At 52.8% G+C, this 19666-nt stretch carries 18 protein-coding genes; 4 read left to right on the forward strand and 14 right to left on the reverse strand.

Going from position 1 to position 19666, the window contains the following annotated elements:
* Positions 1-56: 56 nt before the first annotated feature.
* The 3 genes from dddY to ardA form a co-directional block, all read right to left on the reverse strand.
* Positions 57-1301: a dimethylsulfoniopropionate lyase DddY gene (gene dddY / locus K0I31_RS18520; RefSeq protein WP_220079323.1), complete on the reverse strand. Its 1245-nt coding sequence runs from the start codon at positions 1299-1301 to the stop codon at positions 57-59.
* Between the two features lie 396 nt (positions 1302-1697).
* On the reverse strand, positions 1698-2051 hold the full coding sequence (gene ardB / locus K0I31_RS18525; RefSeq protein WP_220059318.1) for an acrylate reductase cytochrome subunit ArdB: 354 nt from the start codon (positions 2049-2051) through the stop codon (positions 1698-1700).
* Between the two features lie 26 nt (positions 2052-2077).
* Positions 2078-3598 (reverse strand): acrylate reductase flavoprotein subunit ArdA, encoded by a 1521-nt coding sequence (gene ardA, locus K0I31_RS18530; RefSeq protein WP_220079324.1) that lies wholly within the window; start codon positions 3596-3598, stop codon positions 2078-2080.
* A 303-nt stretch (positions 3599-3901) separates the two neighbouring features.
* Between ardA and K0I31_RS18535 the strand changes: the two genes are divergently transcribed.
* Positions 3902-4831, forward strand: a complete 930-nt coding sequence (locus K0I31_RS18535) for a LysR family transcriptional regulator (protein ID WP_220079325.1) — start codon at positions 3902-3904, stop codon at positions 4829-4831.
* A gap of 96 nt (positions 4832-4927) precedes the next feature.
* Here the strand turns inward: K0I31_RS18535 and acuI are convergent, their stop codons facing one another.
* Positions 4928-5908 carry an acrylyl-CoA reductase (NADPH) gene (gene acuI / locus K0I31_RS18540; RefSeq protein WP_220079326.1) on the reverse strand — a complete coding sequence of 327 codons (981 nt, stop codon included), beginning with the start codon at positions 5906-5908 and terminating at the stop codon, positions 4928-4930.
* Between the two features lie 103 nt (positions 5909-6011).
* Positions 6012-7787 (reverse strand): sigma-54-dependent Fis family transcriptional regulator, encoded by a 1776-nt coding sequence (locus tag K0I31_RS18545; RefSeq protein ID WP_220079327.1) that lies wholly within the window; start codon positions 7785-7787, stop codon positions 6012-6014.
* Between the two features lie 326 nt (positions 7788-8113).
* Between K0I31_RS18545 and exaC the strand changes: the two genes are divergently transcribed.
* Complete coding sequence (gene exaC / locus K0I31_RS18550) at positions 8114-9634, forward strand: acetaldehyde dehydrogenase ExaC (protein ID WP_011867368.1); 1521 nt, start codon at positions 8114-8116, stop codon at positions 9632-9634.
* Between the two features lie 720 nt (positions 9635-10354).
* Here exaC and K0I31_RS18555 read toward each other — a convergent pair.
* The 5 genes from K0I31_RS18555 to K0I31_RS18575 all read right to left on the reverse strand — a co-directional run bounded on the left by K0I31_RS18555 (position 10355) and on the right by K0I31_RS18575 (position 14006).
* The gene (locus K0I31_RS18555; protein ID WP_220079328.1) at positions 10355-10744 is read right to left on the reverse strand and encodes a hypothetical protein; all 390 of its coding nucleotides are present in this window, start codon (positions 10742-10744) and stop codon (positions 10355-10357) included.
* Between the two features lie 79 nt (positions 10745-10823).
* Positions 10824-11237: a hypothetical protein gene (locus K0I31_RS18560; RefSeq protein ID WP_220079329.1), complete on the reverse strand. Its 414-nt coding sequence runs from the start codon at positions 11235-11237 to the stop codon at positions 10824-10826.
* Between the two features lie 113 nt (positions 11238-11350).
* The gene (locus K0I31_RS18565; protein ID WP_220079330.1) at positions 11351-11725 is read right to left on the reverse strand and encodes a hypothetical protein; all 375 of its coding nucleotides are present in this window, start codon (positions 11723-11725) and stop codon (positions 11351-11353) included.
* A gap of 133 nt (positions 11726-11858) precedes the next feature.
* Complete coding sequence (locus tag K0I31_RS18570) at positions 11859-12278, reverse strand: hypothetical protein (RefSeq protein WP_220079331.1); 420 nt, start codon at positions 12276-12278, stop codon at positions 11859-11861.
* Between the two features lie 1137 nt (positions 12279-13415).
* Entirely contained in the window at positions 13416-14006 is a 591-nt protein-coding gene (locus tag K0I31_RS18575) for a cysteine dioxygenase family protein (protein WP_220079332.1), read from the reverse strand.
* 207 nt (positions 14007-14213) lie between these two features.
* Here K0I31_RS18575 and trmL point away from each other — a divergent pair, with 207 nt between their 5' ends.
* Positions 14214-14678 (forward strand): tRNA (uridine(34)/cytosine(34)/5-carboxymethylaminomethyluridine(34)-2'-O)-methyltransferase TrmL, encoded by a 465-nt coding sequence (gene trmL / locus K0I31_RS18580; RefSeq protein ID WP_144201498.1) that lies wholly within the window; start codon positions 14214-14216, stop codon positions 14676-14678.
* Between the two features lie 15 nt (positions 14679-14693).
* Here trmL and K0I31_RS18585 read toward each other — a convergent pair whose 3' ends face one another.
* The 4 genes from K0I31_RS18585 to K0I31_RS18600 all read right to left on the reverse strand — a co-directional run bounded on the left by K0I31_RS18585 (position 14694) and on the right by K0I31_RS18600 (position 18727).
* A complete protein-coding gene (locus K0I31_RS18585; protein ID WP_220079333.1) occupies positions 14694-15203 on the reverse strand; it encodes a hypothetical protein in 510 nt (169 codons plus the stop codon).
* Positions 15187-15738 (reverse strand): hypothetical protein, encoded by a 552-nt coding sequence (locus K0I31_RS18590; RefSeq protein ID WP_220079334.1) that lies wholly within the window; start codon positions 15736-15738, stop codon positions 15187-15189. The genes K0I31_RS18585 and K0I31_RS18590 overlap by 17 nt, the downstream gene beginning before the upstream one ends.
* A 212-nt stretch (positions 15739-15950) precedes the next feature.
* Positions 15951-17342, reverse strand: a complete 1392-nt coding sequence (locus K0I31_RS18595) for a M16 family metallopeptidase (RefSeq protein WP_434086932.1) — start codon at positions 17340-17342, stop codon at positions 15951-15953.
* A gap of 53 nt (positions 17343-17395) precedes the next feature.
* Positions 17396-18727: a M16 family metallopeptidase gene (locus K0I31_RS18600; RefSeq protein ID WP_041406786.1), complete on the reverse strand. Its 1332-nt coding sequence runs from the start codon at positions 18725-18727 to the stop codon at positions 17396-17398.
* A 213-nt stretch (positions 18728-18940) separates the two neighbouring features.
* Here K0I31_RS18600 and K0I31_RS18605 point away from each other — a divergent pair, with 213 nt between their 5' ends.
* Positions 18941-19651: a flagellar brake domain-containing protein gene (locus K0I31_RS18605; protein WP_220079336.1), complete on the forward strand. Its 711-nt coding sequence runs from the start codon at positions 18941-18943 to the stop codon at positions 19649-19651.
* Positions 19652-19666: the final 15 nt, after the last annotated feature.

Genomic DNA, 19666 nt, shown 5'->3' on the forward strand with positions numbered 1-19666 from the left:
AAAGGCGCACGGCGAACTTTAAATTGGCCATATGCTTGGCCTTATTGTTTGTGCCGTTACCACTTCAGATGAGTCAGGTCGCACTGAATAACCTCATCCTTATTGGCCGGTGTGCCGGGATGCTTAGCCGATTCGCACAGGAGCGTGGTGCCATAATCGTTGCGCTTGTCGTGGGCATTACTTCTGGCCCAGACAGAGACTATGGCCCGCTCCTCAGGCTTGGCCTCACAGCTGCCGTCCACATCGAAGGCGTGTATGGTGTTTTGGTGGAAGTAGAGCAGTGAATCTTGCTGGGAGCTGCCTGCAAGCCACTGGGTATGGCCGTTGTGCTGGGCGGCATCGAATTGCACCCTGCGCATCTTGTCATCTTCTTTGACCGTGGTAAGCAGAGGCGAGTCTGCACGTACGGCAAAGCTCTTAAACTGATTGGTACACGCGGGGACGCGCATGTTGTAGTAGATCTCAGAGATGGCATGGTTATGGTAAGGGTAGAGGGTATCGACCGACTGCACCGTCATCCCCACCTCGGCGCCCACCTTCTCACCATTGATCTCATCGATGCGCAGCAATCCCCAATGACCGAAGATCTCGGCGTAGGCATAGCCACCACGAATATTGTTGAAGTTCTTGTCGTTACGCTTGCTCTCTTCGGCGTACATAGGGAACCAGCCCGCCGCCGCCCAGAGGTTTGGCAGGGCATTGGCGCTGATGTCATAGGGGAAGGCCGACGGCATCTTCACTTCATCACCGGTAACCATCTTGGCGAAGTTTTTAGTAAAGGTTTTCCCCAGTTTCTGCACCTCCTTGTTGGTCACCTTGGTCTTGAAGAACTCATCGAAGCTGGTGCGCTTAAAATGTTGTGCCACGGGAGAATGCTTGGTGAGCTCGCCACCCGGATTGTAGATCCAGTTGACCTCTTCACGGGCACCGAAACACTGTTTGGCCTTGTCAGGGTTATTGATCACCTGATAGATATTCTTCACCATCAGCTTCATATCGCGGCGATCCATGATGCAGATCTTCTGGCCACCTTGAGTCGTATCGAACAGGGCTTCATCTGAGTTCAGACAGTGGCTGTTCTCACCATTAGTTAAGGCAATGGCATAGGCCTTGAGGTAAGTCAGGGTCTCGTCCCACAGCATGTCGACATACTTCTGATCCGCCGCGCTGTACTCGACTGGCGCTCCCAGACATTTGAACTCGGCATTGTCGATATCCTGCTGATCAAGAAAGTCGGGAAGGCTCGCCGCCATCGCGCCATTGGCCGACAATAATGACAACGCAATAATGGTCTTTTTCATTCATCTCATCCTTATTTACATATTGTTTTTCACCACTTACTAAGCGGCATAATATGCTTGGAATCCGTTCCAAAAATGTAATCAGCACCTATTTGCAACAATCTGAACGGGGAAATAACAACCCAGCTCACACATTTAATAACTCAATGTTTATAAAGAAATTATTTAACTGATGAGGCATAAAAAAAGCCCCTAAGCCATGTCTAACAAAGGGGCATATAAAGCGAAACGGCTAACGGTAAATTGTCTTTGCAGGGATAATTAACTGTCTCTGTCGCTCGAAGATGTTGCACAAGCCTGAGGGGAAGCTGTCAGGGCTCGTGATGCCCGCTTTACAGCGGGGGAGATGCAAGATAAGAGAAGCCCATGAAGCTCATGGGCCTCTCTTAGAGGAAGTTACTCTTTATGCTTGTCAAACTTGAAGGTATGACAGTTACTGCATAAAGGTTTCTTCGACTTATGTTCGCCATGACATTCCTGACAAGGCAGGTCTTTACCATAGTGAAGATTGTTGTGTGGATTCTGCCACTTATCCTCTTCGCTACGGGCCGTCTGTGCGGCCAGGTCATCGACATCATGGCACTGCAGACACGCCTGATCCGATGGGAACTGCTTGATGCCATTGTCATGGCACACCTTACAATCTTTGCCGATCACCTCTTTGTGCCAGGCACGTTGCTCTACAGCCTGGGCCGACAGACTCACTAAGCCAGCTAAGACCAGCGCGAGTACAATATTTACCTTTTTCATTATTGATTCCTCTTAATAACCGGTCGTTAAGCTTTCATGACGCTGCGCGCAGCCGTCATACCCATTACCATACACTCAGGAATTGAGCAGCTACCCAGGCGGCTGACGCCGTGGATGCCACCACACACCTCGCCCGCGGCGTACAGACCAGGAATCGACTTGCCGGTGAAGCTGTCTTTCACCTCAGCCTTGGTATTCACCTGAACACCGCCCTGGCAGTAGTGCACTTTTGGCCATAGGCGAACCACAGTAAATGGCGCCTCGATATACTTATCTTTTGCCTTGGTCATGTTCTTGCCGAACTGCTTATCTTCACCACTCTTCACATAGCCGTTGTACTCTTCAATCTGCGCTTTCAGCGGCTTCAGAGGTACCTCGAAGTGTTTCGCCAGTTCTTCGATGGTGTCGAACTTCCAGCCTACGTTGTACTTGATCACCTTCTTGGTGTTTGGATGCTTCTTAGAATCCTTGTAGCTGGTGATCAAGATTGGCGGTAGCGCGTTACCCTGCTCGTCACGGCATGCCAGCTCGGCATCGGCACGTGTCTTGCGGTCGGCAATCTCATTCATAAAACGCTTACCCGTCAGGCGGTTGATCGCCATAGAGTGTGGGAAGTTGTAGATAGAGTAGTTAGATACATAGCCAAATCCACCTTCGTCAGGCGACGCCCATGGGCCAGATTGAATGTGTGCTAAGTGAACCGGAATCGCGCCCAGGCGGAACATCTCATACATGCCTTCACCGGTTGCGCCTGGGGCATTGGTGCACCCCACCTCAGAGGTCAGTGTCGGGTCCTGCGCCATACGCAGATCCACGTTTTGCGCGAATCCGCCGGTTGCCATGATCACCCCGCGCTTGGCACGGATCTTCAGCACTTTGCCGGGCTGGTCTTCGCCGAAGTGGTAGTTCTCACGCATTTTCACGCCGAGCACTTCGCCCTTGTCGCCCACCAAGAAGCCTTCAAACTTAGAACGGTTATGGGTGTGAACACCCAGCTTCTTACATTCTTTATAGAGGGGCTGAGTAATACCGGCGCCACAGCTAACGGTCGTCTGGTAAGTACGAGCCACAGAGTGACCACCAAGCTGTTGCAGGTAAGGATGGAACTCGGCGCCCGCATCTATCGTCATCTGCAATGCCTCGACGGCGTGCGAAGCCACATGACGTAGCAGGGCTTCATCGGCGATGCCGCGGCCGGACTTGAGCTGGTCCGCCACCATACGATCGACCGAGTCTTCTACCCCCTCCTTCTTCTGCATCGGCGTACCCGGTGCGGCAAATAGGCCACCATTAATGGCAGAGTTACCACCGAAGTAGGCCATCTTCTCGAAGATATGCACATCTTTCGCGCCCTTGCGCGTCGCTTCAATCGCCGCCGCTAAGCCGGCAAAACCTGAACCGATAATCAATACTTCAACTTCTTTGTCCCATTTCACACCGTCAGCTTTCTCGGAAACTGCCATCGCAGGCGCGGCCATTGCGACACCCGCAGCGGCTCCCATACCCTTGATGAAATTACGGCGTCCTAGCAGATCTACATTGCTCATCTGTTATCACCCTTTTGGTTTTATTCGACAGCGCCATCTTAGGGCTGGAATGGGTTCCAAAACGGGAGTGAATCAACACTTGTTTTTAAAACAACTTGCTAACATAACCAAACTTGTAGCCAGCTCAAAAATCATCCAGAAACACTACCTTGTGAGTATTTTGGAAACCATTCCAAAGCATGACGCCATAGCCCATAACCCCCGAGGGGAGTGAGACTTGACTCAGCGGCAAGATAAAAAGTCAGGCAAGAGCTGGCCCGCACTGGTAAGTTAGGCCCTATGTAGACCTACCTCAGCAGACCTATGGAACTCGAAGATATCTATCGACAGGACTTAAGCCTATTAATCGCCCTGCAAGTCTTGGTCGAGGAGTGCAGCGTCACCCGCGCCGCTAAACGGTTACACCTGAGCCAATCAGCCACCAGCCGTATCTTGGCACGGCTAAGGCAAATGCTGGATGACCCGCTGTTTTCTCGGGTGGGTCAGCAACTGGTACCCACCCAGTACGCCTTGGACTGCTACCGGCAGCTTCAGGGGCCGACCAGCGAACTGCTCACACTCTTGACGCCCAATGCTTTCGTGCCCAGCCAATGCAGGCAAACTTTTACCCTGGCGGCCACCGACTTTGCCATTCAGGGTCTCTTGCCTTTCATCCTGCCGGAGATCTATCAACAGGCGCCAAACATCAGGCTGAATATCCTACCGGTACAGCACCAGACGCTCGCCTCGCAGCTCAGCCTGCAAGGGGTCGATATGGCAATCTGCCGCGCCTTGGGTCAGGTGTCGCCACTTGCCAGCACGCCACTGGGTAGGGTTGGCGTCAGCTGCCTGGTCTCCAGCTATCACCCGGTGGCGGACCGCCCATTAACTCTCACGGATTACCTGCACTATCCCCACGCCACCATCGCCATCAGCGACGGGGTGAAGGCGATCGTCGATGCAGCCATCGCCCAGCATCCGCCCCGGCACGAGTGCTTGCGCACCGCGCATCTAGACAGCGCCCTGGCCCTACTGTCGATTCATCCCCTCATTATCACCCTGCCCGAGGGACTGGCCGAGATGGCCGCCGCCCGCCACCGACTCAGGGTCAAGCCCCTGCCCTTTGAGATCGCCGCACTCAACTACAGCCTGTTTTGGCATTCGCGCTGCGAGCTGGATAAGGCCCAGGCCTGGTTGCGGGGCAAGATCACCGAACTCATTCGGCCGCTACTTGGCCAGCAAGGGAAGTCCTAGGCGCGGCGAGCCACGCCTTAGCGGTAGAGATACCATTAGCCGATGAGCAGGCAAAAAAAAGTGGCCCAATGGCCACTTTTTTTCTGAGATTAAAGGCTACACCTTTACCAGCACCCGGCCGGTGACCTTGCCTTTAACTATCTTGGCGGCGTACTCGCCCAGCTGCTCCAGGCCTATGGTCTGACAGGCCTGCTTATAATAGCTCTCGGGTAAGAGTTCGAGCACCTGCTCCCAGGCCTTGATGCGCTTGTCGATGGGGCAGGCCACTGAGTCGATACCCAAGAGGTTCACGCCGCGCAGAATAAAGGGCATCACGGTCGTCGGCAGGGCAAAACCGCCCGCCAGACCGCAAATGGCGGCGCTGCCACCATATTGCATCTGTGCCAGTGCCGTGGCCAGCACCTTGTTGCCTACGGTATCGACCACACCCGCCCAGCGCTGTTTTTCCAGCGGACGGCTGTCCTGTTCAAGCTCGCTGCGATCGATCACCTCGCTGGCGCCCAATGCTTTTAACCAGTCGCCGTTAACCTCGACCCGGCCCGAGCTGGCCACCACGCGATAGCCAAGCTGAGCCAGAAGGGTCACGGCCACCGAGCCTACGCCGCCGCTGGCACCTGTCACTAAGATATCGCCCTGCTCTGGGGTGACGCCCGCCTGTTGCAGCACCTGCACACACAGCATGGCGGTCAGGCCTGCCGTGCCAATCATCATCGCCTTGGCGCCGTCACAGCCCTTAGGCATAGGCACCAGCCAGTCGGCCTTCACCCGCGCCTTCTCGGCCATGCCGCCCCAATGGTTCTCGCCCACGCCCCAGCCGGTCAGTATCACCTCGTCACCGGGCTGAAACCTAGGGTCGGCCGACTCGCTCACCACACCGGCGAAGTCTATGCCCGGCACCATGGGGAACTCGCGAATGATCTTACCAAGGCCGGTGATCGCCAGGCCATCCTTATAGTTGAGCGATGAGTAACTCACGTCCACCAGCACCTCACCCTCGGGCAGATCGCTCTCGGGCAGCAGTTTCACATCGGCTTGGGTCTGTCTATCTAGCTGGGTCAATACGAGTGCCTTGAACATGGGGCCTCCTTAACAACAAAATGGACTGACAGATTAGTGCATCTGCCATCATGAATACACTGCACATTTTGCATGAACTGCATGCAGCTTGCGCATAGCTAGATCAGGGTTTGAGCCCCAGGGCCTTGAGCTTTCGATACAAGGTATTGCGGCTGATCCCTAAGTGTTTGGCACAGCGACTGACGTTGCCCTCAAATCTGTGGAAGCTTGAGACGATATTGGCGTTGACCATCAGGCTAAGCTCACTCTCGCAGGCCGCCATCTGCTCGCCCGTCTGCTCAGGCCCCTGCAGCTGGGCCTGCAGGGTGTCGGGCAGATGCTGCCAGTTAAGTTCGGGATCACCATCGGCCATCAGGCAGGCCACCTGCATCAGGTTGTCCAGCTCCCTCAGGTTGCCCGGCCAGTCGTGGGCCAACAGTCGCCTCAGTAGCTGAGGGCAGAGCTGCTGCGGCGCCTGGCGATAGCGCCTATGCAGCTTGTGAATGATGCGTTCGATATCCGCGCGCTGACGCAGGGGCGGCAGCGACACCTGCAGGCCGTTGAGGCGATAGTAGAGATCCTCCCTAAATGCTCCCTCACTCACCAGCTGGCGCAGATCCGCGTGGGTCGCGGCCACCACCTGAATATCCACCTTGTAACTGCGATTACCGCCCACGGGCACCACCTCGCGCTCCTGCAGCACCCGAAGTAGACGGCTCTGGGTCGCCAGCGGCATCTCGCCTATCTCGTCGAGAAACAGAAAGCCGCCGTCGGCCTGACGTATCTTGCCCTCGAACCCCTGACGGGAGGCGCCGGTGAAGGCCCCGGCCTGATAGCCGAAGAGTTCAGACTCCACCAGATCGGCGGGCAGCGCGGCGCAGTTGACCGCCACCAGCGCCGCCTGGGCGCGGGCACTCTGACCATGGAGTTTCTTCACAAACTGCTCCTTGCCCACCCCTGTCTCGCCGCAGATAAGCAGAGGAATATTGCGCCCCACCACTTTGTTGGCCTGCTGCCAGGCGCGCTCTAGCTTAGGGTCGCGAAAACGCACGCCTATCTGCTGGCTCACCAGCTGGCTTGGCCGGGTTTCGACCAGCTGCTGGGTCTTGAGGTGCAGACGTTGGTCCTGACACACCTGCTCGCCGCTGTTCCAGCTTGCACCCAGGTGACGGTCGATATCGTCGCCGATGCGCGGCCTGTGTAGCAGACGCTTGGCCATGGCGTTGCAGCCTAAGATCTTGCCGTCGACATTGGCCACCACTATCCCCTGCCAGCCTGAGGTGATCAGCGACGCCTGCTCGGCGAGATCGATGCGGTAGTGACTCCCGGGCAGATGACACAAGAGCGCCGTCTCTATCTGTTGCACCAGGCTGGCGATGAGCACCAGGGTCTGCTGGGTGTGACGCTGCTGCTCGCTGGTGATGTCGATGGCGCCGAGCAGTTCTCCCTCGGGGGAGAAGATGGGGCTGGCGGTGCAGCTCATAAATCTGTGGTGACGGATGAAGTGCTGCTCGCCGATCACCGCCACCGTCTGCCTGGCGGTCAGGGCCGTGCCTATGGCGTTGGTGCCCTTGTGCTCCTCGCGCCAATTGACCCCCACATCCAGGGCGACGTTGGCCAGCTTGTCCGAGTAGCGGCTAACGCCCCAATGGCAGAGCACATAGCCGTCGCGATCCGAGAGGATCAGCCGGCTCTGACTGTGGGCCATCATCTGATTAAACAGGGGCAATGCATGCTGTTTGGTGAGATTGATGAGTTGCTTGTTGGCGTGATGCCGCTCGGCGAGTGCGTCGGCGTTGAGTCGTAATTCTTGCGGTAACTTGGCTTCGCTTAACCCTGCGCCCTGACTACGAGACCATGAGTCAGACAGCCAAGCCTGTGTCTGTGGAGCTATCGTCATAACAGTGTTCCATTTTGGCACACCCGAGGTGCGCACTTATGTCACAGTGCATGCCAACTGCCAGTGCTACACCATCCTGGACCACACACATTCGGACATCAAAAATTAGTTTTTCATCATACTGTTACTCCAGCCACATCACAACTCCTGCCAGTTTGGCCTAGGCTTTGCCTTAGCTAGTAGGAAGCTGCGCGCTATTGAACACAAGCGTGACACTCAAATGGGACACAGCTAAAAAATTTAAACCTGTTGTTTTTTAAACATAAAAATAGGACGCCCGGCAGAGGCGTCTTTCGACAAGACAAAACCATACAAGGAAGCTCAAGATGATCTACAGCAAGCCAGGCACGACAGATGCCATAGTTAACTTCAACAGCCGTTACGACAACTTCATTGGGGGACAGTGGGTCGCGCCTGTGGGCGGGGAATATTTCGATAACCGCTCACCCGTCGATGGCCAGGTGTTCTGTCAGGTGGCCCGCTCGGACGAACGCGATATCGAGCTGGCGCTGGACGCCGCCCACGCCGCCAAGGATGCCTGGGGCAAGACCTCGGTGACCGAACGCTCCAACTTACTGCTGAAGATAGCCGATCGCGTCGAGCAAAATCTGGAATTTCTGGCCGTAGCCGAGACCTGGGAAAATGGTAAAGCAGTACGCGAAACCCTGAACGCGGATCTGCCGCTGTTTGTGGATCACTTCCGCTACTTCGCCGGTTGTATCCGCGCCCAGGAAGGCAGCGCCGCCGATATCGACAACAACACCGTCAGCTACCACTTCCCCGAGCCGCTAGGCGTCGTCGGCCAGATCATCCCCTGGAACTTCCCGCTGCTGATGGCCGCCTGGAAGATCGCCCCTGCGCTGGCCGCCGGTAACTGCATAGTGCTCAAGCCCGCCGAGCAGACGCCCGTCTCCATCCTGGTGATGGTCGAACTGATTCAAGATCTGCTGCCAGCCGGCGTGCTCAATATCGTCAACGGTTTCGGCACCGAGGCGGGTCAAGCACTGGCGGTCAGCAAGCGCATCGCCAAGCTGGCCTTCACCGGCTCGACTCAGATAGGTCACCATATCCTCAAGTGCGCCGCCGAGTCGCTGATCCCCTCAACCGTAGAGCTGGGAGGTAAGTCACCCAACATCTACTTTGCCGATGTGATGGAACAGGAAGATGAGTATCTGGATAAGGCAGTTGAAGGCATGCTGCTGGCCTTTTTCAACCAGGGCGAGGTCTGTACCTGTCCGTCACGGGTGCTGATCGCCGAGTCCATCTACGACAAGTTTATCGACAAGGTGATAGCCCGCGCCAAGACGATCAAGCAGGGCAACCCACTGGATACCGACACCCAGGTAGGTGCCCAGGCCTCCCAGGAGCAATTCGATAAGATCCTGAGTTACCTGGAGATAGGCCGCAACGAGGGCGCCGAGGTGCTAATTGGTGGCACCAGCTGTCAGCTATCTGGCGATCAGAGCAGCGGCTTCTATATCGAACCCACCATACTCAAGGGCCACAACAAGATGCGCGTCTTCCAGGAGGAGATCTTCGGCCCGGTTATTTCGGTCACCACCTTCAAAGATGAGGCCGAGGCTTTGGCAATCGCCAACGACACCGAATATGGCCTGGGTGCCGGCGTCTGGACCCGCGACATGAACCGCGCCCAGCGCATGGGCCGCGGCATTCAGGCGGGACGCGTGTGGATCAACTGCTACCACGCCTACCCTGCCCACGCCGCCTTCGGTGGCTACAAGAAGTCAGGCATAGGTCGCGAGACCCACAAGATGATGCTCAGCCATTACCAGAACACCAAGAACCTGCTCGTCAGCTACGACGTCAACCCGCTAGGTTTCTTCTAACCTCACTCTCCGTTAAAAGCATAGAGCCTGCCGGGACACAATCCCGGCAGGCTCTATCTTTTCATAAAGATACCGCTAGCTTAGTAAGCTAGCATCAAACTGATTTTAGATTTGGAAGGCTAGCTTGAACTGGATATCTTTATAATTTTGTTACTTCTACCTTTTTTCACATAGTCGATGGATACACATTGCCCATCTTTTAGAAAATTATCCAAGTGATCTTTGCTATGAAAATATAATGGGTCATCATAGTTTGAAAACTCGAAATCAACATTCCCCACATTAAAAGACTCGACAATAGTACCTTGCTTTGGCTTTTTCACCTTGTAATTTGTTAGGCAACCTTTGACATTTGAGTACGTTTTATTTTCGACTATATTTTGCAACTCGACTTGCCTCATATAACTAAAAACAAAGGCTATTACCCAAAAAGCCATTAAACCTGTGAATGCACGAACCAAAGTAACTCTTTTTATTTTGGTTACTTTAGATGTGACCTCCGAGAACACTGGATACTTGAGAACAATCGTGATTAGTAAAAAAATAAAAATTGGTGTTATCAATAAGTCGACACTTGCGTTTGTCGTAACTTCGAAATATATAGTCAAACTATTTTTATCCAGTTAGCGCCCGTATAAGAGACCAAAAAAACCACTTAACCACATTTGCAACAAAAGAGCACATGGTAAGCATTTTCCATCCATTCCCCAATGGCACTTGTTAGGTACATTTTGCCATTTTATCCTTAACGACATAGAACAATAACAGCAAAAACATAGCGATAAAACCACCATAATAGAACTCTTGATATGGAGCGTAAACAAACACATCACTAAGACCGCTAAAGCGGATAGTTTCAGCACTACCAAAAAATATAAACAACACTAGTAAGATTGAGTTGTGAGCTTTTGTTCGAGGCCCCAATAAATAGCCGCAACTCACAAATAAGAAACCGGTAAGTAAATCAGGCCAATATCCGCAAATAAAAGCATTGTTTTCACCCGAGCAAGCATCAAAAGCAGGGCTAGGGAAAAGCAACAAGCAGAACAAAGCTACCGAAATAGCGCCAATACTCCTACCAATTTTTAGAATTCTTCCGTGACTTGCCATGTTTACCTAATGCCCACATTTGGGACAGCCGAAGCGCAGCATAAACCGTCCCAACTCGTTGGGAGACAATATACACTTGTTAAATATTTTGGCACCAAACATCCAGAGTACCTTTTGTATACAAGCCAGAGTTTTCGGAGTAGATGCCATTTACCACTTGGCTCAAGTCAGTTAAATTTAATTTGCAGGAAAAAGGCAACTTACCATGAGATTGACTAACCGCAGATATACGAATTTGACCTGCCTGCTCTTCAAACCATGCATAGAAAATCATATTTAGATCACGGCTCTTTCGTTGGTAAAGATCTGCACAACCGGTTAAAAACTCCTCTGCTGATTCTCTACCCAACTCTTTGAGCAGTTCTTGATTAAAGCCAAACGACACCATATTTGATTGTGCCTCTTCATTGATTTCATCTGAGACACAAATCTTAGCTTCTTCCTCAAGCTCCTCGAGCCATTTATTGCATGTGGTATGTATTTTCTCTGACATTTAACACCCGCCTATTGGGAAAATTGAGTTAGCTAAACTTGAGCGACTCGAAAAACCTGTGAAAATCAGATGCGACAAACTAACCAATTAAATCATGAACTTACACCTTTCACTTATACATCCACCAGTAAAGCACATATAAATACAATACTGCTAATAACGCCATAAGCAAAACATTTAGCATTACGAATTTGATGCTGTTTAGCTAATAAAAATAAATTCAAGTTATTATAGCGCTGATAGATGATTGCCATAACGACAAAAAACGCAATTACGACAGTAGCAATATAATGCTTCTCGCTAAATAAAACATTGTTTAGACTTGTAACTAAACCGCCAAAGAAATACTCGCTAAACAGTAACATTGACCACAAGTTTAGAAGTATAAAAAATGACAGAGTTGTCGACGCGGATATAACAGAATAAAAATGTGTACCGCCTTTATTTATTTCTCGAAGTGCTAAAGATAAGAATAGTGATTTCAACATCTAAACCCTCTGATACACCTAACTCTTAAATAAGGGGCGATAACGCGTAGGGCATAATAGCTAAGCGGCCCTGCATGTTAGCGTGCCAGCGAGCGATAGCGAGTGACTTAATTTTATTGTTATGTGCCATTGCTCAATAATACCTGCAGTTTGACTTTGGTAAGCTTTGCACTTCCGGTGATGACTTTACAAATGTCACAAACTCGGACTGCTCATTGTCTAACAGAGTAAAACAAGAGATCGACGTACGAGAGTTAATGTTAAAAATAGTCACCTCAAACGGGTAGCTACTAACACAGATTTGCTCTATTTCATCTGAGTCTATAGTTCCTTTTGTTATATCCTCTTTAGCTAGCTCCAACATTTCTACACCGTCACGTTGATCAAAATGAATTTTGACTTGAACGGTGTCTTGTTCACCATTGCATAAACTACGTTCAAAAACATTATCAAGTGTACTAAAACTATCTGAGCCGGCCCGAAATGTTGCATATGTTTGTGTTCCTGTGCACGCAACGAACAATGGTAATGTCAGAATAAACAGGAATTTCATAGTATTTACCTTGGCACATAACATTTTATTAGTGGGCATGTGCATTTACCTCGTTAGAGCAGTGAAAATGCGCATTATTAACTGATTGTATTACAAAGAAGTTATCACCTTTGCTTCAAATAAACCATCCAGAAAAACGCGCACGAATACAGGCTGAAAATCGTTCAAAATCCTTATGATTTTAATATGACAGTATGCTGATTCAGTTTTTAATGGGGGGTAGTGAATTACATCACAGGAGTGTAACGATGAATATCTTTAGATCAGAAAGTAGGTTCGTTGCTGAACCACCGACAACGAGCTAACTCATTTTAGGGCATAAATAAGTTAGCGCTTTAACTCCCTTCTCTCCCCAACACCGCCAAATCGAAGAAACGTTTGATACTGAGTGTAGATACGCCGGTGAGCTTCCGAAACATGGATGTTTCGGCAGAGCCTAAAGGGACTTATTCACGGCGTCTCACAGGCGTATCTGCACATCCCTCGCCGGGCAGGCGCTATGCAGCAGCGAAGGTTTGACCTTCAAATCCCTATCAAACATTAGCTCAGTCAGACGCTAAACCGTGACAACTAGAGCCCTAATGTAGTGAGGTTAGCTATGAATACCCTGGAGTGTCGACACCACCCCATCCAATACCGACAACCAACCTTCTACCGACTTATTCGTTTTCCAGACAGACGAGAACCCTGACTTGCAGGGCGTTAACATCAAAGCGTGGCTTATTCCCTCATCACTGTAGGTGATCTTTATATACTTCAGAGGAAAAGGTTTAGCCGTGCGTGGGTAAATCCCAGATTCAATATTAGAGATTGAATTCAAGGGGATAACAAATGCGTTTTTCTGACTCTTAAATGTTATCGATTCAGCTCGCCCCTATCGGTATAGATATAAAACCATCGGCCGACAAAGGTTTGCATATGCTCTAGAGTAGAGAGGTAACAGCCTTCTTGCTTTACAACATTTTCTTCCATGACTTCAATCCGTTACTTATTCCATTACTTAAGCTATTACTTAAGCTATTACTTAGCCAATGCATCATTCTAAGCTATTCTCGCCGATTAACTAACTCTGGATGCGCATGGCCACAGTAAAGGATATTCAGTCTAGGCGCTAGTAACCCAATTTTCTCAATCGGCCTACTCGCCGGAGCGATCCCATATATTCGGCATCACACTATTCGAATACCCAGATATAAATGGCTTCTTACTCCCGGTATCAGGATCATAAACATGGCGCTGCACCGCACCTATGTTGCCACCATAGACATGAATGCTGATAGATACCCCCTCCGATAGAGCATTAGAAACCCTATGGATATCGCCGATATCTGGCGAGACCAGATCGACACCGCCAACGGGCAACTCATGACTGCCACTGGCCCGCAAGCCCGCGGCCTCGTCCAGCTCATATTCCTCACAGCGCTCGGCGCCGCGCAGTACGCCCACCATGCCCCATACGGTATGGTCATGAACAGGCGTGGTCTGTCCCGGTGCCCAGACGAAGCTCACCACAGAGAAACGCTCCATTGGATCGCAGTAGAGCAGATACTGCCGATAGCTCTCAATACTCGGCTGAGCAAAAGCATGAGGTAGCCAGTCATCATGAGCAATAAGCTCCGCCAGCAGCGCCTTACCCTCGGAAAAGATACGCGCCTCATCGCAGCCGACCTGCTCAACCAGCCGAGTAAAGGACTGAATAAAATCCCGCAATCTGCCAATGTTTTCCATATACACTCCCTGGCCTTAATACCATCAATCAAGGCTAGGTGATCTGCCTTAGGCAATAAATAGGCAATAGGTCGATAGCAGATAAAAGCCACAACGACTAACCAGCCTCTCCTCATCAGTCAGGCCACTACCCTCTGCAAAAGGGCAGTTTTCCCCCATCCCCATTTCCCTTATAATCGCCGCTCATCCGTTCAAAGGTAAGCCAAGATGTTCCATATCGCCCTCTATGAGCCAGAGATTGCCCCCAATACCGGCAATATCATCCGCCTGTGCGCCAACAACGGCTGCCAGCTGCACCTTATCGAGCCTCTGGGTTTCGATCTTGAAGAGAAGAAACTGCGCCGCGCCGGGCTGGACTATAGCGATCTGACCCGGGTCACCCGCCACAAGGACTTCGAGAGCTTTCTAGTTGCCATGGCCGGCAAGCGCATCATGGCCTGTACCACCAAGGGCAGTCGCCCCCACAGCGAGATCGCCTTCGAGAAGGACGATGTATTGCTGTTTGGCCCCGAGACCCGCGGCCTGCCGATGGAAATCATAGAATCTATCCCCACAAGCCAGCGCCTGCGCATCCCCATGGCCGCCAGCAGCCGCAGCCTCAACCTGTCTAACTCGGTCGCCATCATCAGCTATGAGGCCTGGCGTCAGCTCGGCTACGAGGGCGCCTGCTAAACCCTTTCTGTGAATTTATGAGGCAGGGTTGAGGGCGATGCCGCGATAGACTTGATATTCGTCATCGTCCTGATCCAGATATTGCACCTTCTGTAGCCATAACCAGCCATCTCCCTGCGGCGCGAAGCTGAGGTGGATCATCGCCGGGCGCTGCTGCACCAGACCCTTGCCCAGCAGAGAGAAGCCGCTCTCCTCCCGGTACAGGGTAAAGAAGAGAGTCTTATCCGGGTCGACGCCGTTGAAATAGGTAAGCTTTATCTCGCCATCTCCCTCGCGAAACCACCAGGTCTCGCTCAGCGGGTGGCTGGCGTGTTCGCTCACCGAGAGTGTCAGCTGACGCCGATCGCCGCTACATAGCCCCTGCACCTGTACCGCTTTTACCTGGCCCTTGGGCCTGGAGGCTTCCCCCTGCCAGCGCCCCGCCAGGGCCTGACAGAAGTCGGGCAGGGCTATCTTCTCCGCCAAGGCCATCGATGAAAACAGTATGGCCGAGAGTAAAATGAGCGATTTAAAATAATTCAACATCTTGTTTTGTTTGCTGTAAATAAGTTTCTCGATAGGCGTTTAGCGCCTCGTATATCGGCACGCCCTCAAGCAGAGCCGCAAACATCTGCCGCTCGCAATCGAGAGAATAATGCGCCTGTATCTCCCCTTGCAAGTTTGCCCAGGCCGCCTGGGAGTGACGCCGCTGCTCATCTCCCAACATGGCCTCCATCAGGCTCAGCGCGGTGATCACATGATTCAGCCGCTGGGAGATGCGATCGTAGAACTGAAACGCCATCACCCCGCTGTCGATTGCCTGCATCAGGCTGTCGCTGTGGGCCAGAATCGCCGCTGGCGTATCGGCCGTACCATGGAGATGTCGATTGACCTCGGTGAGATGCCCGGCCATCTGGGTAAACAGCTGCCCAAGTCCGGTGACATTATGGTCGCCATCGGTGAGCGATAGCTCTATCTGCGCTGTCGCCAATAGCAGCAGCTTAGTGGTCTCCTGCAGGTGGCACCAGTCGGCGTCATCACAGGCGCATGTGTCGCAGCGGGGCGGTATAACCTGGGTCATGAGCATCTCCTGATAGGGCTGGGCTAGGACTTAGTTAAGGTGTTAGTTAAGGCGTTAGTTAAGGTGTTAGTTAACCCTAGATGAAAGCCCATCGAAATGCGAACCGCTCACCCGTTTACGCTAGCTCCAATAGCCGATAAAAAAGGCCCGCCAGCGTTAGCCGACGAGCCTTTATTGAGTTAGCCTAACTAGCTATCTCTTATCGAGAAGGCTTATTGCGAGAAACCGACCGCATTGATCTCCACCTGCTTCACCTCACCATACTGGGCGGCGATATCGGCGATCTTGCTGGCGTTGCCAATCAGCACGTATTGCAGCTTATCCTGTGGGAAGTAGCTGTTCACCAGACGCTGGGTCTCCGCCAGGGTCAGGCCATCGACATTCTTCTGGAAGTCGTTGATGAAGCTATCGTCGAAACCGTAGAGGTACATGCTCGACAGCAGGCCGGCCAGCTGTTCGCTGGTCTCGAACTTAGGCGGGAACTGCCCCTTCACATAGGCCTTGGCCGAGTCCAGGGTCGGCTGATCTATCCCCGTCTGCCACAGACGCGAATAGGTCTTCAGCGCCAGATCGATCGCCTCCTTGGTAGTATCGCTCTTGGTGAAGGTGCTGATCCTGAATACGCCCCCTTGAGAATAGGGGGTAAAGGCCGAGCGAGCACCATAGGTCAGACCGGCGTTCACCCTGAGCTCATCGTTGAGCCAGGAGGTGAAACGGCCACCCAGGATAGTGTTGACCACCTGTAGCCCCACGTAATCTGGATTGTTGCGGCTAATGCCCTTACCACCGATAAGGAAGGTGGTCTCGATGGCATCGCCCTTATTGACCAAGAGCACCTTGCTGGCATCCAGCGACGGCTGACCCTCGGCCAGGTCTTGCTTAGCGATCGCCTCGCCGTTGTGCCAATCGCCAAACAGCTTGTCGAGTCTTGCCTTCATCTTGCCTGGCTCGAAATCACCGACCACAGAGATGGCGATGTTCTGCGGCTGATAATAGCTCTTGTGGAAGGCGCGCAGCTGGTTAACCGTCAGTTCGGCCAGCGAGTCACGGGTACCCGATGCCGGATTGCCGTAAGGGTGATCGCCAAATACCAGCTTGTCGAAGTAGCGATGGATCACCACGCGTGGGCTCTCTTTCTCCTGAGCCAGGCCCGCCATCTCACGTTGACGCAGCTTGTCGAACTCGCCGCCATCGAAGTCGGGAGCGCGCAGCAGATCCCGCACCAGAGGCAGCATCTTGTCTGTGTCTTTCGCCATGAAGTCGGCATCGATAAAGCTGCCTTCCTTACCCGCATCGGCGGCAATTGAAGCGCCTAAGAAGTCGACCATCTGCTCGATATCTGACTTGCTCTTGCCGTTAGCGCCCAGCAACAAGGACTTGGCCGTCATGTTGGCCACCCCTGAGGTGGTGTCCTTGACCGCACCGGCGCGCACCACGGCGCTGACGGTGATCAGTGGCACCTCTGTCTGTGGCATCAGATAGACTGTCATGCCGTTACTCAGTTGATATTGCTCATAGGTGGGCATGCTGAAGCTGCCGGTGTCGACCGTCTGGCTCGTTGTCGTCGCGGCGCAGCCCGAGAGTGCCAGGGCGCCGGCCACCATGGCCGCCGTGCCCAGCTTGGCAAAGCCTTGGGGAATTTGAGTCAATAGGGTCTTCATTGGTCACTCTCCTCTGTGGCCGCCAGTACGGCAACGGTGCGGTTGGCGCGACGTAGATAGGTTTGCGCAACACGCTGAATATCTTCTGGGGTCACCTTGTTATAGGCCTCAGGCGCATTGAACAGCTTGTCGAAGCTGCCGAAATAGAGCTCGTAAGTTCCTAAGGTATTGGCCTTGCCGTTAATGGTTTCCATGGCGCGGTAGAAATTCATCAGCTTGATATTCTTCACCTTCTCAAGCTCATCCTGGGTCACGCCTTCGCGGGCGATACGGTTGATCTCACCGATCATGCCGCTCTCCAGCTCCTGGGCTGTGATGCCAGGGTTGGCAACGCCCATCACATAGAAGAGGTTAGGGTCGAAGCTCATCGGCATATAGGTTTCCACCTCGATGGCCACCTGCTTCTCCACCAGCCCTTGATACAGGCGCGAGCTGTTGCCCGTGGTCAGGATAGAAGAGAGCAGATCCAAAGCGTAATAATCCTGATTCGAGGTCGCCGGCACATGATAGGCCAGCATTACGTTCGGCGTGCTGACCGAGGCCTTCTGTACGAAGACGCGGCGCTCACCCTTCTGCAAAGGCTCGACCGTCTTCACCTCGCGAGGCGGAGTCTGAGCGGGGATCGGCGCAAAGTACTTGTTGGCCAAGGCTTTGACTTCGTTAAGCTTCACATCACCGGCAATCACCACCACGGCGTTGTTAGGCGCATAGTAGGTCTTGTGATACTGCACCAGATCGTCCTGGGTCCAGGCGGCGATATCCGACTCGTGACCTATGACAGACCAGCTATAGGGGTGTGCGCGAAATGCGGCGCCCTTAATCTCTTCCTGCAGAGTACGCCAGTTAGAGTTTTCCAGGCCTGTGGTGCGCTCGGAGGCGACCACGCCACGCTCACTCTCAACCATCTCAGGATTGATATCCAGATGGGCGATACGGTCGGCCTCAAGATCGAAGATGGTCTCCAGGGCATTGGCCGGGAACCAGTCGGTGTAGACGGTCAGATTTTCTGTGGTGTAGGCGTTGTTGGCGCCGCCCGCCGCCTCCATGGTGCGGTCGAACATCTTAGGACCAAATTTCTTCGAGCCGTTGAACATCATGTGTTCGAAGAAGTGGGAGATCCCTGTGATGCCCGGCACCTCGTTGCGGGATCCCACCTTCCAAAATAGATACATGTTGGCATTTGGGATCGAGGCGTCTTCTAGCACCATGATTTTCATGCCATTATCTAACGTGAAGCTTTTTATGTCTTCGGCTTGAGTTGCCTGCGCCCCCATGGAGGAGAGGATTCCCCCAATGGAGAGGCACAGTGCGATAATCTTTCGCATCATCTGTCGTTCCCTCATTCGTGAGCAGATAGAATTTTTCTCGGTATCTGGTGGCATCGTTTGTGAGCCCCCAATCATCGACAACTATAAGAGGCGAAATTATAAATAAGATCAAGTCTGTTGTAGCCCGTATCGCGCGAGAGAATTGTAACTTATTGCTTTTGTGCCATGCTAAGACACAAGTATGACGACACCTAACCCGAGGGAGAGTACGCCTTGCCACAAGCCACAGAGATCGATTTAGCCTACCTAAACCGCATCAACTGCAACACAGAGGCCCAGCTGCAGGTGCTTACACCGCTCAGGCCCATCAGGCTCAAGACCCGGCTGATCGGCATAGACCCGGACAACGCCATCATTCTCGCCCTGGGCCAGGACAAATACTGGCAGGCCGCCCAGGACTATATTACCCAGGGACAAGGTGTGGTGGTGCGCCTGATCAACAGCGACGATCCCGAGGCCAACATCCTCGCCTTTCGCAGCCAGATCAAGACCCTGCTCAACAACGCCGGGCGCTGGTTAGTGGTGAAATACCCCAAGGTGCTACAGAGCGTAGCCCTGAGACAACACTGCCGTATTCCGGTCAATCTGGCCGCCTCGATCCATGAGCGCACGGCTGAGAGCCACTCCACCCATGTCTGTTCCAGCGGCTTTCTGCAGGATATCTCGGTCAAGGGCGGCGCCTACATAGGTGATGAGATTGAGGGAGGCGCCCTGAATCAGGGCTATCGTTTACAGGTCAAGTTTGGGCAGTCGCTGGAGACCCTCAGCGTGCCTATCCTACTCAAGAACATCCAACCTCCAGGCGTGGGGCGCAGCCAGTATCAATATGGCTTCATCTTAGATGAGAGCCAGGATGAGGAGACGTTGGGCGACTTTGCCCAGAAGGTGATCATCAATCACCTGATGCAGCAGCCTAAGGCATAGCACTAAACATGAGTC

This window comes from Shewanella spartinae (assembly GCF_019457555.1).
GTDB classification, from domain to species: domain Bacteria; phylum Pseudomonadota; class Gammaproteobacteria; order Enterobacterales; family Shewanellaceae; genus Shewanella; species Shewanella loihica.